Below are 13950 nucleotides of genomic sequence, written 5' to 3'. Positions count from 1 at the left end.
TCACAGCCCGGCAGTTCAGGTTTCCCGGTCGCTGCTCAGTCGCCGCGCACATCCGTGAAGACCACCTCGAACTCCTCGAGCCCGACCACGGTCACATGTGCCTTGGCCGCACCCTCGTGCCGGACCGCCGCCTGCGCTCCGCGGGACGCGACCAGCGACTGCCGGTCGGTGAAGAGGGCCCCGACCAGGCCGCGTCCGCGCTCCCGGTCGACCAGCAGCGAGGTCCTGGCCAGCCCCGGCAGGGTCTCGGCGCGGGGTACGACCGAGGCGCGGAAGGTGTCGGCGAGCAGATCCGTGTCCATCGGGTCGAACTCCAGCCGGGTGAGCCTGAGTCCACCGCCCGCCGCGGGCTGCCGGACCGGATGGAAGACCAGCACCTCGTAGTTGTCGACCGCGGTCGTAGCCGCGAACGGCTCCAGCAGTGGGCCGCGCCTCTCCCGCATGACCTCGTCGCTGTTGCGCCTGGCCTCCTCCGTCTCCCACCAGCTCACCGCCAGGAGTTTGCCCAGCTCCCGGTCGACGAAGATGCCGGCCCCGCGATACCCGGGGCGCTCTTCGAGCAGCTCCCGCCCCTGCGCGTTCAAAGCCCGCACGGCGCTGTCGATCTTCGCGGGATCGCCGGTCGCGTACACGGTGCGAACGAACATGACGCCTCGCCTCCCAGAAGCCGGGCGGATTTCCGGAATGTTCGCTATCGCCAGTCTTCTCCTGCGCGGGAGCGGCCGCAATCAGAGCCGGGGAACGGAAAGTCCGTACCAGAGGGGTTGACGGGGCCATGCAAAGAGGACCACCTTGTACGGCACCCGGTCAGGAAACTTTCCTAACAGAAGGGTCCCCCACAGTGCGCATACGAACACTGACCCTCGCCGCGGCCTCCGGGGCCGCGTTGCTCGCCGCCGGAGTGCTCCCCGCCAGCGCCTCCGGTTCCGGTTCCGTGGGACCGGCGTCCGCCCAGGAGGGCTCGGTCAGCGCGGCCGACCTGCTCGCCAAGGTGACGTCCTGTTCCCAGATATCCAACGGCAAGTACAAGACCGACGACGAGACGTCGGCCTCCATCCCCGTGTGCGGCAAGAACGGCGCGGTGTTCTGGAAGGCCGACATGGACATCGACTGCGACGGACAGCGCACGTCGAAGTGCAGTGAGGACACCGACCCCTGGTACCAGGACGACACGGCGTTCCACCAGTCCAACGGCAAGCCGCTGAAGGCGGATTCGCTGCCGTACGTGGTCGTGCCCAGCTCCAGCAGCATCTGGAAGTTCTCCAGCTACGGCATCAAGGGCGGCGGCGTGGTCGCGGTGATCTACGACAACAAGGTCGAGTACGCCGTCGTCGGCGACACCGGCCCCACGAAGATCATCGGTGAGGCCTCGTACGCCACCGCCAAGGCGCTCGGCATCGACCCCGACCCGGAGAACGGCGGTACCGACTCCGGCGTGACCTACATCCTGTTCAAGAACTCCCAGGTGTCCCCCATCGAGAGCCACAGCGCGGCGGTCACGCTGGGGGACAAGCTGGCGAAGCAGTTCCTGCAGAACAACTGACCGACAGGTCGACCGACAGGAAGGGCAACAGTGGTGTCGGGCGGTCCGGCGGGCCTTTGCGGGAAGGTCAGTTGGGCTGCCCGACGGGTCGTAGGACCACCGTGTTGACGTCGACCCCGGCGGGCTGCCGGATGGCCCGGACACTCGGCGACCGAGTCGTGGGTGGCGGAGCCGGCGTTGGCGACGACGGTGTCCAGCCGCCCGAACGCCCCACAGCCGCTCCTCGCGGCGACCGGTGACGGCCAGGTGGACATGGTTGCCCCCTGTGTTTCCGTCCGGGTGGTTCCGTCGGACGGAAGGGAGGAAATCAGTTGAAGCACTCTCGAAGTCAAGTGCGGCAGCTGTCGCGGTAGGGCACCGACGGCAGGTACTTGCGCCACTCGGCCGCCGTGGCCCCGCCCTCGGCCCGCGCACATACCTCAGCCGCGGCCAGGTCCGGCTCCAACGGGCGCACCCGGTCGGCCAGATGCGGGGTGGCGATGTGCAACTCCCGTGCTCCGGCGTCGATTCCGACGGCGAGGACCGGCCCGTCCCCGGCCGGCACGGTCGCCGCGGGCAGCCGGGGCCGGGCCGTCTCCCACACCTGTACGGAGCGGATCCGCCGGTGCGTGCACACGTCCCACTGCACGGCCCGGTCGTGCGCCACGGACGTCAGCACCCGGCCGTCGTCGCTCAGCCAGGAAGGCGCGTTGAGGGCACGGCCGCCCTCCTCGGGCCGGCTGAACACGTCCTGCTCGCTCTGGGCCGCGGCCGTGCGCAGACCGGCCCGCGTCTCAGGCAGGTCGGCGGTGCGCACGTGGATCCCGACACGGCGGACGCCCGGATCTTCGAGGAACGCGACCGCAGGATCGTCGCGCGGCTCGCCGCCGGGCGGACAGCCGTCGCCGAATCCACGAACGTCACTCCACAGGCGCGTACCCGCCTGGTCGCCATCGCCCGGCGCTTCGACGCCCCGGTGACCATGCTGCGGTTCACCCCGAGCCTCGACGTCCTCCTCCAGCAGCACGCGGGACGCGGTCGCGCCGACCTCACCGCCGCGGACATCCGCGACTACGCGGCGGTCATGGCCCGCGACGCCGGGGCCGACCGACTGCGCTCCGAGGGCGCGAACGCCGTGCACGACGTCCCCGGACGCGGCCAAGGGGCCACGCCCGCCGAGGCCGCGGCCCGCTTCTCGTTCACCTGACGAGCCGACGCATCCGGCCTGGCCGGCTCCCGCGCCCCACCGGAGGAAGGGCGGGCTCAGGCGCCCCGTACCGCCGTGTGCACCGTGTGGGCGGCCAGGACGAACACGTCCGGGCGGTGGTGGACGCTCGCCTTGTCGTCGGGGTCGATCAGGCGGTCGAGGGTGGTGCGGTCGTCGGCGTCGAGGTGGTCGCCGAAGGCGTCGCGGAGGCGGGTGAGGGAGGTGGCGACGTAGGCGCGGGCGCGGTCCTTGGCCGGGGCCGGCAGGTCGAGCAGGAAGGTGCGGGTGCCGGTCGGCCTGAGGCCCGCCGAGCTCATCAGCGCGGGCCAGTCCTCGGTCTCGGCCACGCTGCCGGGCAGGCTCGCCCGCATCTCGGCGAACCACTCCTCCTCCAGCACGTCGAGCCGGGACTGGAGGCCGGGGCGGCCGATGCCGATGTCGCGCGGCAGGAACCGGGCGGGAAGTCCGCCCTCCATGAGGGCCAGGGTGCCGCCGGGGGCGAGCCGTTCGGCGAAGGCGGCGAGGGCGGCCCGCTGGTCGCCGAGGTGGTGCAGGCTGCGGCTGGCCCACAGCAGATCGGCCGGGTAGTCCAACTGGCCCAGCGCGTCCGGCAGTTCACCGGTGATGGTGTCGAAGCGGTCGCCCACGCCGAGCCGCTCGGCCCGGGCGCGGGCCCGCTCGAGAAGCGGCTCGGAGCCGTCGACGGCCACGACCCGCGCCCCCGGGAAGGCTTCGGCGAGCAGACACGCGACGACGCCGGGCCCGCTGCCCGCGTCGACGACCAGACCGGGTTCGGTCTGCTTGTCGGTCAGCCAGGCGAGGGCCCGCTCGTAGAGGGAGGTGAACAGCTCCGCCTGCGATTCGAGATGCGGGGCCATCTCGGCCCAGTCGATGTCGGTGTGGTCGTGGGTGCCATGCCGGTGGGTGCCGTGGTCGTGGTGTCCGTGGTCGTGGTGTCCGTGCGCCATGCTGGTCAGCCTCTCGTCCGGGTACGCCCCAGCCTGCTCCGACGCGCCACGGACCGGCAAGCAGTGTTGCCGAGGCGGCAAAACCGGCGGCGGAAGTAGTGGCAAAACCGGCGGCGAAAGTGGCGGCCGAAAATCGGATGCGCCGGGTAAGGCCGCTCGCCGACGATGGCCCGATGGACGACAGGACGATGGTCGAGACGTTCCTCGATGACGGGTTCGTCAAGATCGAGGGGGCGTTCCCGCAGCGGGTCGCCGAGGACTGCGCGCGACTGCTGTGGAAGGAGACGGGGTACGACCCCGAGGCCCCCGGCACCTGGAAGGACCCGGTCGTCTGGGTGGGCGACATGCCCCAGGGCCCCTTCGCGGCGGCGGTCAACTCCCCTGTCCTGCATGAGGCGTTCGACCTGCTGGTGGGCGAGGGCCAGTGGATGCCCCGCTACTCACTGGGCAGCTTCCCCCTGCGCTTCCCGCACACGGAGGAACCGGACGACGCGGGCTGGCACATCGAAGGCGGGTACCTCCCGGAGAGCGAGAGCCGGTACTTCACCAACCTCCACTCGAAGGGCCGCGCCCTCCTGATGCTGTTCCTCTTCTCCGAGGTCACCGAGGAGAACGCCCCGACCCGCATCCGCGTCGGCTCGCACCTGGACGTGCCTGCGGTGCTGGAGCCGTACGGCGAGGAAGGGGCCTCGTTCATGGAGCTCGGACCGAAGGTCGCGGAGGCCTCGGCCGCCCGCCCGCTCGCCTACGCCACCGGCCGCCCCGGCGACGTCTACCTCTGCCACCCGTTCCTGGTCCACGCGGCCCAACCCCACCACGGCACCCGCCCGCGCTTCATGGCCCAGCCGCCTCTCATGCCGGCGGTCCCGTACGACCTGAACCGCGCGGACGGCAACTATTCGGCGGTGGAGTTCGCGATACGCCGGGGCCTGGCCGGGAAGGGCTGACCCCCGCGCCCTGTTTCCAGGGGCGCGGGGAACTGCGCGACCAGCCACAAACGGCCCGCAGTCAAAACTCGGCGCAACCGGCGGAGCCTAGAGCGGCGGGTACGCGTTCGTCATCAGCTGCTGGAACTGCGCCGAGAACCAGTGCCCCGACAGCGGAGCGTTCGGCAGGGCACCCGACATGCTGTTCCCGTTCCGCGCGTTACCCGTATAAGTCGGGTCGCACATCTGGTCGAACCCCTTGCCCTCGTCGTTCGGGATCGCGGAGCTGGACCCGTCCGACTCCCCCGGCGGCTTCATCCACACATACGCGTCGATCCCGGTGGCCGGACTGGCCTGCGGCCGCTCGCCAAGTCCCGCCCCGGACTGGTTGCACCAGTTCCCGACATGGATCCGCCGGTCGTACCGCCCACCGTCGACGTACGTGTCCACACTGGTCGTCGCACCGGGCCCCGCGGGCCGAGCGGTACCGCCCCACCCGTTCCGGGAGGTGTCGATCAGCATGCCGATCCCGGAGTTGAAGCCCACCGACACCAACTGGCTGCGGAAGGCCTGGGCATACGACAGCTCGTCCACGTACCGGTTCCAGTCCACCCACTTCGACTGACGCACGGACGTGCCGTTCACCGTGTCGTTGATGGTGAAGTTGTTCTCCTTCAGGGCGCTGTAGTTCGCCGTGTTGGTGATGAACCCCTGCACGTCGTCGACGGTCGCGCCTTCACTCGTCGCCGCCTGCTTGAACAGCGTGGCCGCGGGCCCGAAGTTGTCGTCCCAGCCGAGCCAGCCGTGGTGTCCGGCGTCGATGTAGTTGTAGACGTTGGGAATCGCGCCGAGCTTGGCGAGCGCGTAGCCGACGCCCTTCACGTAGTTGCCGTTGGCGAGCATGGTGTCGCACGCGGCCGTGGCGGTGGCCCGACTGCCCGTGTTGGTCACGAGGTTGGGCAGCGAGTCGATCTCGATCGTCGTCACGATCCGCAGCGAGCTGTACTTGCTGTCGGCGAGGATCGCCGCGATCGGGTCGATGAACTGCGTCTTGTACTTGTCGATCTCCGTCGGGCCGAGCTCGCCGTTGGAGGCGAGGGCCGCGCAGTCACGTCCGGGCAGGTCGTAGACGACCAGCTGGACGACTTCCTCCCCGCTGCCCTTCTGCGCGAGGGCCGCGTCGAGGTGGGCGCGCAGACCCATCCCGCCGCTCACGCCGTTGATCGCGGCGATACGGTCGAGCCAGACGCCGGTGGGCTGGTTGGAGACGCGCGAGCCGCCCGGTTCGGCGGCGGCCTTCGCGGACCACTCGGGGTTCACGTACACCTTGGCGCCGGCGTACGGGTTGTCGACGCGGGTGCCCGTGCCGCCTCCCCCGCCCCCACCGCCGCCGCTGCTTCCGTCATCGACGTTGCAGGTCACGCCGTCGAGCGTGAAGGTGGTCGGGATGGCGTTGGTGCCGCTGTAGGTGCCCTGGAAGCCGAAGCTGGCCGAACCGCCGGTCGCCAGCGTCCCGTTGTAGGTCTCGTTGTTGGCGGTGACGGCGGTCCCGCTCTGGGTGAGCTTGGTGTTCCAGTAGTTGGTGACCTTCTGGTTGCCTGCGTACGACCACTTCACCGACCAACTGCTCTTGGCGGCGCTGTTGTTGGTGACCGTCACGGCGGCGGTGAAGCCGGTGCCCCAGTCGTTCTGCACCTTGTAGTCGACGGTGCAGGGGACGGCCTCGATGCCCACGTCCGCGGGGACCATGGCCGTCGCGGTCCCGGCGGCCGAGGCGACCAGCACCAGGGCGGCGAGTATCGCTGTTCTCGTACGTCTCATCAGTGCGGGTTCCTTCTCCGTTGCGGTGATTACGGGTTGACGGCGCGCAGGTGATCGCGCAGCCCGATGCCGTACGACGTGGGGGTTCCGTCGTAGTTGGAGATCAGGGACGGTCCGGAGGAGCAGTCCCAGGTGTTCCAGGTCCAGCCCAGATAGGACAGGCTCCGGTCGTCGAACCACTTCATGACCTGGTCGACGAAGGAGTGCCCGCAGGTGTTCTCGCCGATCTCCCCGGCCACCAGCGGCACTTGGGCCGCGACCGGGGCGAGCGTGGAGTTCCAGCAGCTCTCGTTCGCGCAGGTGTTGAAGTTGTAGACGTGGTACGCGGCGACGAGATTGCCCGTCGGATCACTGGGCTTGTACGTCAGCCACTGGCTCAGGTCGTTCGAGTACGCCAGTCCGCCGGCCATGACGACGTTCTTGGCGCCCGTGCCGCGTACGGCGTCGACCAGGTCCTGCATGCCGGCGACCTCGTAGCCGATGCCCGGGCAGGTGCCGCCGTCCTTCCAGCACTGCCAGGCCTGGGTGGTCGTGGAGGTCGCCCGGTCCGGGTACGGCTCGTTGAACAGGTCGAACACCACGGCCTGGTCGGACTTGAAGGTGCTCGCCACCGAGGACCAGAACGACGGCGTGTACTGCGCGTCCGGCATCGGCTTCTGGCAGCTCGCGTGCACGTCGGAGCAGCCGGCCGAGTTGCCCGTGTACTGCCCGTAGGTCCAGTGCAGTTCGACGATCGGCGTCAGGCCGTGCGCCTCGACGCGGGCCACCAGGTCCTTGACGGCGTTGACGTAGTTGGCGCCGCCGTACTCGGGCTTGATGTTCGAAAGCCCCAGCCAGCACTCCTCGTTGAGCGGAATGCGGACCGTGTTCGCCTTCCAGTCGGCGATTGCCCCGATCGCGGCGTCGTCGACCGGACCGTCCCAGATGCCGTAGCCCTGCACGCACATGAACTCGCCGCCGGACCGGTTCACGCCGAGCAGCCGGCGTGTCGCGCCCCCGGCGTCCACGAGCTTGTTGCCCAAGACGTGCAGTGCGGGCGCCGTACCCGTCGCGGGCGGCTCCGTCGGGGTGGGCGACGGGTCCGAATCGACGTTGCACGTCGTCCCGTTGAGCTTGAACGACGTCGGTACGGCATTGCTCCCCGACCAGGAGCCGATGAACCCGGCGCTGACGCTCGCGCCGGTGGCCAGCGAGCCGTTGTAGCTCTCGTTGGCCGCGGTCACCGTCGTACCGGACTGGGACCACTTGGCGTTCCAGCCCTGGGTGGCTTTCTGACCGTTCGCGAAGTCGAAGCTCAGACTCCAACTGCTCACGGCCGCCGTGTTGTTGGTGATCTTCACTGCACCCTGGAAGCCGCTGTCCCACTGGCTCGTGACCGAGTACTCCACCGAGCAGGCGGGCGCGGCTCCCTGCGCCGTGACGACCGGAATGGTCATGGACCCGACAAGACCGATCGCGCCGGCGACGACTAAAAGCATTGAACGCGGGGGGTGTCGCATGAGCGACTCCTTGCAGCTCAGGCGCGTCGTGACGGACGCGTCGACTGATGGAATCGCTCCCACTGGTGTCAACGAAGCTAGCGCCAAGTGACAGCAAAGGACAGGGGGGTCACAGACTTTCGCTGACTTTCCCTCAGCTAAAACGCGTCGAATCTTTTCGACTCTTCAAGCACCTTGACCGCCCCTACCCCCGTCCCCACTATGGGAGCGCTCCCACTGGTTCAAGGCTTGTTGCTCCTCCCCTCCCCCCACTTCTTGTCCCGAGCCGCAAGGAGGAACCAGCACATGCATCCCCGAAGGAGACGCAGAGCCGTGCGGCGGTTCTGGACCGCCGTCGTGGCGGCCCTGGCACTTCCGCTCACCATGCTCGGCACCGGTACAACTCCCGCGCAGGCGGCGGCGCTTCAGTGCAGCGTCGACTACAAGACGAACGACTGGGGTTCCGGCTTCACCGCGGACCTGACCATCACCAACCGCGGCACCGACGTGATCGACGGCTGGACGCTGACGTACGGCTACTCGGGCAACCAGAAGCTGACCAACGGCTGGAACGGGACCTGGTCCCAGTCCGGTACGGCGATCAGCGTGAAGGACGCCGGGTACAACGCGAAGATCGCCGCGGGCGCCGCCGTGTCCACCGGCGCGCAGTTCACCTACAGCGGCACGAACACCGCGCCCACGAGTTTCGCGATCAACGGCACCACCTGCACCGGCGCCCACCAGCCGCCGGTCGCCGTGCTGACCAGCCCGACGGCGGGCGCGGTCTACACGCAGGGCGACGCGGTTCCGCTCGCGGCCACCGCGGCGGCGGCCGACAACGCGACGATCAGCAAGGTCGAGTTCTACGACGACACGACCCTGCTGGGTACGGACACGAGCTCGCCGTACACCCTGTCCGCCTCCGGGTTGACCGTGGGCAGTCATTCGCTGGTGGCGAAGGCCTACGACAGTCTGGGCGCGTCGGCGGAGTCGACGCCGGTCGGCATCACGGTGGCCTCCGGTCCCGCGGTGGTCGCCTCGCCGACCCAACTCGGCGTCCAGCAGGGCAAGGCGGGCACGTACGCGGTGAAGCTGTCGACGCAGCCTTCGGCCAACGTGACCGTGACGACGGCCCGGGCGAGCGGCAACAGCGGCCTCACGGTCACCGGCGGCGCGACGCTCACCTTCACGCCGTCCAACTGGAGCACCGCGCAGAACGTGACGATCACCGCGGACTCCTCCGGCACCGGTTCGGCGTCCTTCGAGTCGACGGCCACTGGCTTCACCAAGGCGGCGGTCACCGTCACCGAGCTGGCGGCCTCGAAGGCGTACGACGCCCGTTTCCTGGACCTCTACGGGAAGATCACCAACCCGGCGAGCGGCTACTTCTCGCCCGAGGGCATCCCCTACCACTCGGTCGAGACACTGATCGTCGAGGCCCCGGACCAGGGCCACGAGACCACGTCGGAGGCCTACAGCTACCTTCTCTGGCTACAGGCGATGTACGGCAAGGTCACCGGTGACTGGTCCAAGTTCAACGGCGCGTGGGCCCTCATGGAGAAGTACATGATCCCCACCCACGCCGACCAGCCGACCAACTCCTTCTACAACGCGTCGAAACCGGCGACCTACGCGCCCGAGCTGGACACCCCGAACGAGTACCCGGCGAAGCTCGACACGTCGGTGTCGGTCGGGTCCGATCCGATCGCGGGCGAACTGAAGAGCGCGTACGGCACGGACGACGTGTACGGCATGCACTGGCTTCAGGACGTCGACAACGTCTACGGCTACGGCGACACGCCAGGCGGCGGCTGCGAGGCCGGTCCGGCCGCGGACGGCCCGTCGTACATCAACACCTTCCAGCGCGGCGCGCAGGAGTCGGTGTGGGAGACGGTGCCGCAGCCGACCTGCGACGCCTTCAAGTACGGTGGTACGAACGGGTACTTGGACCTCTTCACCGGCGACTCGTCCTACGCGAAGCAGTGGAAGTACACCGACGCCCCGGACGCCGACGCGCGTGCGGTGCAGGCCGCGTACTGGGCCGACGTGTGGGCCAAGGCGCAGGGCAAGGGCAGCGATGTGTCGGCCACCGTCGGCAAGGCGGCGAAGATGGGCGACTATCTGCGCTACGCCATGTACGACAAGTACTTCAAGAAGATCGGCAACTGCGTCGGCCCGTCGACCTGTGCGGCCGGCACCGGGAAGGACGCCTCGTCCTATCTGCTGTCCTGGTACTACGCGTGGGGCGGTGCGACCGACACGAGTGCGGGCTGGGCCTGGCGGATCGGGTCGAGCCATGTGCACGGCGGATACCAGAACCCCCTCGCCGCCTACGCGTTGAGCTCGTACGCCGACCTGAAGCCCAAGTCGTCGACGGGCGCGGCTGATTGGGGTACCTCGCTCACCCGGCAGCTGGAGTTCTACCGCTGGCTGCAGTCGAACGAGGGCGCCATCGCGGGTGGTGCGACGAACAGTTGGGCGGGCCGTTACGCGACTCCGCCGACCGGTACGTCGACCTTCTACGGCATGTACTACGACCAGCAGCCCGTCTACCACGACCCGCCGTCCAACCAGTGGTTCGGGTTCCAGGCGTGGTCGATGGAGCGGGTCGCCGAGTACTACCAGCAGACGGGGAACGCGCAGGCCAAGGCGGTCCTCGACAAGTGGGTCGACTGGGCGCTGTCCAAGACCACGATCAACCCGGACGGCACGTATCTGATCCCCTCCACGCTCCAGTGGTCGGGGCAGCCCGACACCTGGAACGCGTCAAGTCCCGGCCCCAACAGCGGACTTCACGTCACCGTCGCCGACTACACCAACGACGTCGGAGTGGCCGCCGCGTACGCCAAGACACTGACGTACTACGCCGCCAAGTCCGGTGACACGGAGGCGAAGACGACGGCGAAGGCGCTCCTCGACGGCATGTGGGGCAACTACCAGGACGGCCTGGGCATCGCCGTCCCGGAGACCCGCGCCGACTACAACCGCTTCGACGACAGCGTGTACGTCCCGAGCGGGTGGACCGGCAAGATGCCGAACGGCGACACGGTCAACTCGTCGTCGACCTTCACCTCGCTGCGCTCCTTCTACAAGAACGACCCGGCGTGGTCGAAGATCGAGGCGTATCTGGCGGGCGGCGCGGCACCTTCGTTCACGTACCACCGCTTCTGGGCCCAGGCGGACATCGCCCTGGCCATGGGCTCGTACGCGGAGCTTCTCGAATAAGTCCCCGCTAAGGCTCCGCGTACCGCGACGGGCGGTCCCCACCCGCACTGGGGGCCGCCCGGTCGTCGCGTGTTCTCCCCGAGGAAGGACATCCCCACCATGCGAAGAACCCGCATCCTCACGGCCGTGCTGGCTCTCGCGGCCGGCCTGCTCGCGGGCACGCCGCCCGCATTGGCCGCCGACAGCGCGGCCGAGGTGACGGTCGCCGCCGACACGTACACCTGGAAGAACGCCCGGATCGACGGTGGTGGCTTCGTGCCCGGCATCGTCTTCAACCGGAGCGAGAAGAACCTCGCCTACGCCCGCACCGACATCGGTGGCGCCTACCGCTGGCAGGAGTCGACCAAGACCTGGACGCCGCTCACCGACTCCGTCGGCTGGGCGGACTGGGGGCACACCGGGGTCGTCAGTCTCGCCTCCGACTCCGTCGATCCGAACAAGGTGTACGCGGCTGTCGGGACGTACACCAACAGCTGGGACCCGACGAACGGGGCCGTGCTCAGGTCCGCCGACCGGGGCGCCAGCTGGCAGAAGACCGACCTGCCCTTCAAGTTGGGCGGCAACATGCCGGGGCGGGGCATGGGCGAGCGGCTCGCCGTCGACCCGAACAAGGACAGCGTGCTGTACCTCGGCGCGCCCAGCGGGAAGGGGCTGTGGCGGTCGACCGACTCCGGGGTCACCTGGTCGCAGGTGACCAACTTCCCCAACGTCGGTGACTACGTGCAGGATTCGACCGACACCAGCGGGTACGCCTCCGACAACCAGGGCATCGTCTGGGTCACCTTCGACGAGTCGACGGGCACCTCGGGCAGCGCCACCAAGACCGTCTACGTCGGGGTCGCCGACAAGGACAACGCGGTGTACCGGTCGACCGACGCGGGCGCGACCTGGACGCGGCTGGCCGGGCAGCCGACCGGATACCTGGCCCACAAAGGGGTGTTGGACGCCAGGAACGGCTACCTCTACCTCGCCTACAGCGACAAGGGCGGCCCGTACGACGGCGGCAAGGGCCAGCTGTGGCGGTACGCGACGGCGACCGGCACCTGGACGAACATCAGCCCGGTGGCCGAGGCCGACACCTACTACGGCTTCAGCGGTCTGACCGTCGACCGACAGCACCCGGGCACGGTGATGACGACGGCGTACAGCTCGTGGTGGCCGGACACCCAGATCTTCCGCTCGACGGACAGCGGCGGTACCTGGACGAAGGCGTGGGACTACACGTCGTACCCCAACCGCTCGAACCGCTACACGATCGACGTCTCGTCCTCCCCGTGGCTGACCTTCGGCGCGAACCCGTCGCCGCCCGAACAGACCCCGAAACTGGGGTGGATGACCGAGTCGCTGGAGATCGACCCGTTCGACTCCGACCGCATGATGTACGGGACGGGCGCGACGCTCTACGGCACCGAGGACCTCACCAAGTGGGACAGCGGCGGCCAGTTCACCGTGAAGCCCATGGTGCAGGGCCTGGAGGAGACGGCGGTGAACGACCTGGCGTCCCCGCCGAGCGGCGCCACGCTACTGAGCGCCCTGGGTGACATCGGCGGCTTCCGCCACACGGATCTCACCAAGGTCCCGTCGATGATGTTCACTTCACCGACGTTCACGACCACGACCAGTCTGGACTTCGCCGAGACGAACCCCAACACCGTCGTACGGGTGGGCAATCTGGACTCCGGCCCGCACATCGCGTTCTCGACGGACAACGGCGCCAACTGGTTCGCGGGCACCGACCCTTCGGGCGTGAGCGGTGGTGGGACGGTGGCCGCCGCGGCGGACGGCAGCCGCTTCGTCTGGAGTCCGGCGGGCACCGGCGTCCAGTACACGACGGGCTTCGGTTCCTCGTGGTCGGCGTCGAGCGGCATCCCGTCGGGCGCGATCGTGGAGTCGGACAGGGTCGACCCCAAGACCTTCTACGGCTTCAAGTCGGGCAAGTTCTACGTCAGTTCGGACGGCGGAGCGACCTTCACCGCGTCCTCCGCGAGCGGCCTGCCGAGCGGCGACAGCGTGCGCTTCAAGTCGCTGCCCGGCACGAAGGGCGACGTGTGGCTGGCGGGCGGGGCTTCCGACGGCGCGTACGGCCTGTGGCACTCGACCGACTCCGGCGCGACCTTCACCAAGCTCGCGGGCGTCGAGCAGGCCGACACGATCGGCTTCGGCAAGGCGGCGACGGGGGCCTCGTACCAGACCCTGTACACCAGCGCGAAGATCGGCGGCATCCGCGGCATCTTCCGCTCGACCGACAAGGGCGCCACCTGGACCCGCATCAACGACGATGCCCACCAGTGGGGTTGGACGGGTGCGGCGATCACCGGTGACCCGCGGGTCTACGGCCGGGTGTACGTATCGACCAACGGCCGCGGGGTCATCTACGGCGACACCTCCGACAGCAGTGGAGGAGGAGGCGACGGCGGTGGCGGAGGCGGCACGGACCCGACACCCACGGGCGCCTGCACGGTGACGTACAAGATCACCAATCAGTGGACGGGCGGCTTCCAGGCGGACGTCCAGCTCGGCAACACGGGCTCAACCGCCTGGACCGGTTGGTCACTTGGCTGGTCCTTCGCGGACGGCCAGCAGATCACCCAGCTCTGGAACGCCGACTACAGCCAGTCGGGCACGGCGGTGACCGCGAAGAACGTGACCTGGAACGCCAATGTGGCAGCGGGCTCGTCCGTGAGCTTCGGCTTCACGGGCAGTTGGTCGGGCTCGAACACGAAACCGACGTCGTTCAAGCTGGGTGATCAGAGCTGTACGGTCGCCTGAACCGCTTCGAGGGCGCGTGCCGGGCACGCGCCCT

Annotated in this window: 10 protein-coding genes and 1 pseudogene; 5 read left to right on the top strand and 6 right to left on the bottom strand. The window is 69.0% G+C overall.

Annotated elements, in window-relative coordinates; all coding sequences use genetic code 11:
• Positions 1 to 35: 35 nt before the first annotated feature.
• On the bottom strand, positions 36 to 647 hold the full coding sequence (locus ACQEWB_RS40860) for a hypothetical protein (protein ID WP_432840405.1): 612 nt from the start codon (positions 645 to 647) through the stop codon (positions 36 to 38).
• A 194-nt stretch (positions 648 to 841) separates the two neighbouring features.
• Between ACQEWB_RS40860 and ACQEWB_RS40855 the strand changes: the two genes are divergently transcribed.
• A complete protein-coding gene (locus tag ACQEWB_RS40855; protein WP_432840403.1) occupies positions 842 to 1543 on the top strand; it encodes a glycoside hydrolase family 75 protein in 702 nt (233 codons plus the stop codon).
• 125 nt (positions 1544 to 1668) lie between these two features.
• Here ACQEWB_RS40855 and ACQEWB_RS40850 read toward each other — a convergent pair.
• A pseudogene (locus ACQEWB_RS40850) lies at positions 1669 to 1752 on the bottom strand (short-chain dehydrogenase); the annotation flags it as partial.
• Positions 1753 to 1871: 119 nt separating this feature from the next.
• Complete coding sequence (locus tag ACQEWB_RS40845) at positions 1872 to 2339, bottom strand: hypothetical protein (RefSeq protein WP_432840401.1); 468 nt, start codon at positions 2337 to 2339, stop codon at positions 1872 to 1874.
• On the opposite strand from ACQEWB_RS40845, the gene ACQEWB_RS40840 reads away from it, so the two are divergent.
• Complete coding sequence (locus ACQEWB_RS40840; protein WP_432840399.1) at positions 2340 to 2729, top strand: AAA family ATPase; 390 nt, start codon at positions 2340 to 2342, stop codon at positions 2727 to 2729.
• A 56-nt stretch (positions 2730 to 2785) separates the two neighbouring features.
• Here the strand turns inward: ACQEWB_RS40840 and ACQEWB_RS40835 are convergent, their stop codons facing one another.
• Entirely contained in the window at positions 2786 to 3697 is a 912-nt protein-coding gene (locus ACQEWB_RS40835; protein ID WP_432840397.1) for a class I SAM-dependent methyltransferase, read from the bottom strand.
• Between the two features lie 173 nt (positions 3698 to 3870).
• Here ACQEWB_RS40835 and ACQEWB_RS40830 point away from each other — a divergent pair, with 173 nt between their 5' ends.
• On the top strand, positions 3871 to 4644 hold the full coding sequence (locus ACQEWB_RS40830) for a phytanoyl-CoA dioxygenase family protein (protein ID WP_432840395.1): 774 nt from the start codon (positions 3871 to 3873) through the stop codon (positions 4642 to 4644).
• Positions 4645 to 4731: 87 nt separating this feature from the next.
• On the opposite strand, the gene ACQEWB_RS40825 is transcribed toward ACQEWB_RS40830, so the two are convergent.
• Positions 4732 to 6444: a glycoside hydrolase family 6 protein gene (locus ACQEWB_RS40825; RefSeq protein ID WP_432840393.1), complete on the bottom strand. Its 1713-nt coding sequence runs from the start codon at positions 6442 to 6444 to the stop codon at positions 4732 to 4734.
• Between the two features lie 29 nt (positions 6445 to 6473).
• A complete protein-coding gene (locus tag ACQEWB_RS40820; protein ID WP_432840391.1) occupies positions 6474 to 7880 on the bottom strand; it encodes a cellulase family glycosylhydrolase in 1407 nt (468 codons plus the stop codon).
• Between the two features lie 348 nt (positions 7881 to 8228).
• Here ACQEWB_RS40820 and ACQEWB_RS40815 point away from each other — a divergent pair, with 348 nt between their 5' ends.
• Both ACQEWB_RS40815 and ACQEWB_RS40810 read left to right on the top strand, forming a co-directional pair.
• Positions 8229 to 11147 carry a glycoside hydrolase family 48 protein gene (locus ACQEWB_RS40815; protein WP_432840389.1) on the top strand — a complete coding sequence of 973 codons (2919 nt, stop codon included), beginning with the start codon at positions 8229 to 8231 and terminating at the stop codon, positions 11145 to 11147.
• A 99-nt stretch (positions 11148 to 11246) separates the two neighbouring features.
• On the top strand, positions 11247 to 13916 hold the full coding sequence (locus ACQEWB_RS40810) for a cellulose binding domain-containing protein (RefSeq protein ID WP_432840387.1): 2670 nt from the start codon (positions 11247 to 11249) through the stop codon (positions 13914 to 13916).
• Positions 13917 to 13950 lie beyond the last annotated feature (34 nt).

Origin of the sequence: Streptomyces sp. CA-249302, assembly GCF_050936785.1 — a bacterium.
In the GTDB taxonomy this organism is placed as follows: Bacteria; Actinomycetota; Actinomycetes; order Streptomycetales; family Streptomycetaceae; genus Streptomyces.
The sequence above is the reverse complement of the archived record's forward strand: the minus strand, read 5'-3'. Positions and strand labels throughout refer to the sequence as shown.

What these genes read in the sequence shown, in the direction of transcription:
- ACQEWB_RS40860 (WP_432840405.1), bottom strand. Translation starts at nt 647, where the DNA reads ATGTTCGTTCGCACCGTGTACGCGACCGGCGATCCCGCGAAGATCGAC.
- ACQEWB_RS40835 (WP_432840397.1), bottom strand. Translation starts at nt 3,697, where the DNA reads ATGGCGCACGGACACCACGACCACGGACACCACGACCACGGCACCCAC.
- ACQEWB_RS40830 (WP_432840395.1), top strand. Translation starts at nt 3,871, where the DNA reads ATGGACGACAGGACGATGGTCGAGACGTTCCTCGATGACGGGTTCGTC.
- ACQEWB_RS40825 (WP_432840393.1), bottom strand. Translation starts at nt 6,444, where the DNA reads ATGAGACGTACGAGAACAGCGATACTCGCCGCCCTGGTGCTGGTCGCC.
- ACQEWB_RS40820 (WP_432840391.1), bottom strand. Translation starts at nt 7,880, where the DNA reads ATGACCATTCCGGTCGTCACGGCGCAGGGAGCCGCGCCCGCCTGCTCG.
- ACQEWB_RS40815 (WP_432840389.1), top strand. Translation starts at nt 8,229, where the DNA reads ATGCATCCCCGAAGGAGACGCAGAGCCGTGCGGCGGTTCTGGACCGCC.
- ACQEWB_RS40810 (WP_432840387.1), top strand. Translation starts at nt 11,247, where the DNA reads ATGCGAAGAACCCGCATCCTCACGGCCGTGCTGGCTCTCGCGGCCGGC.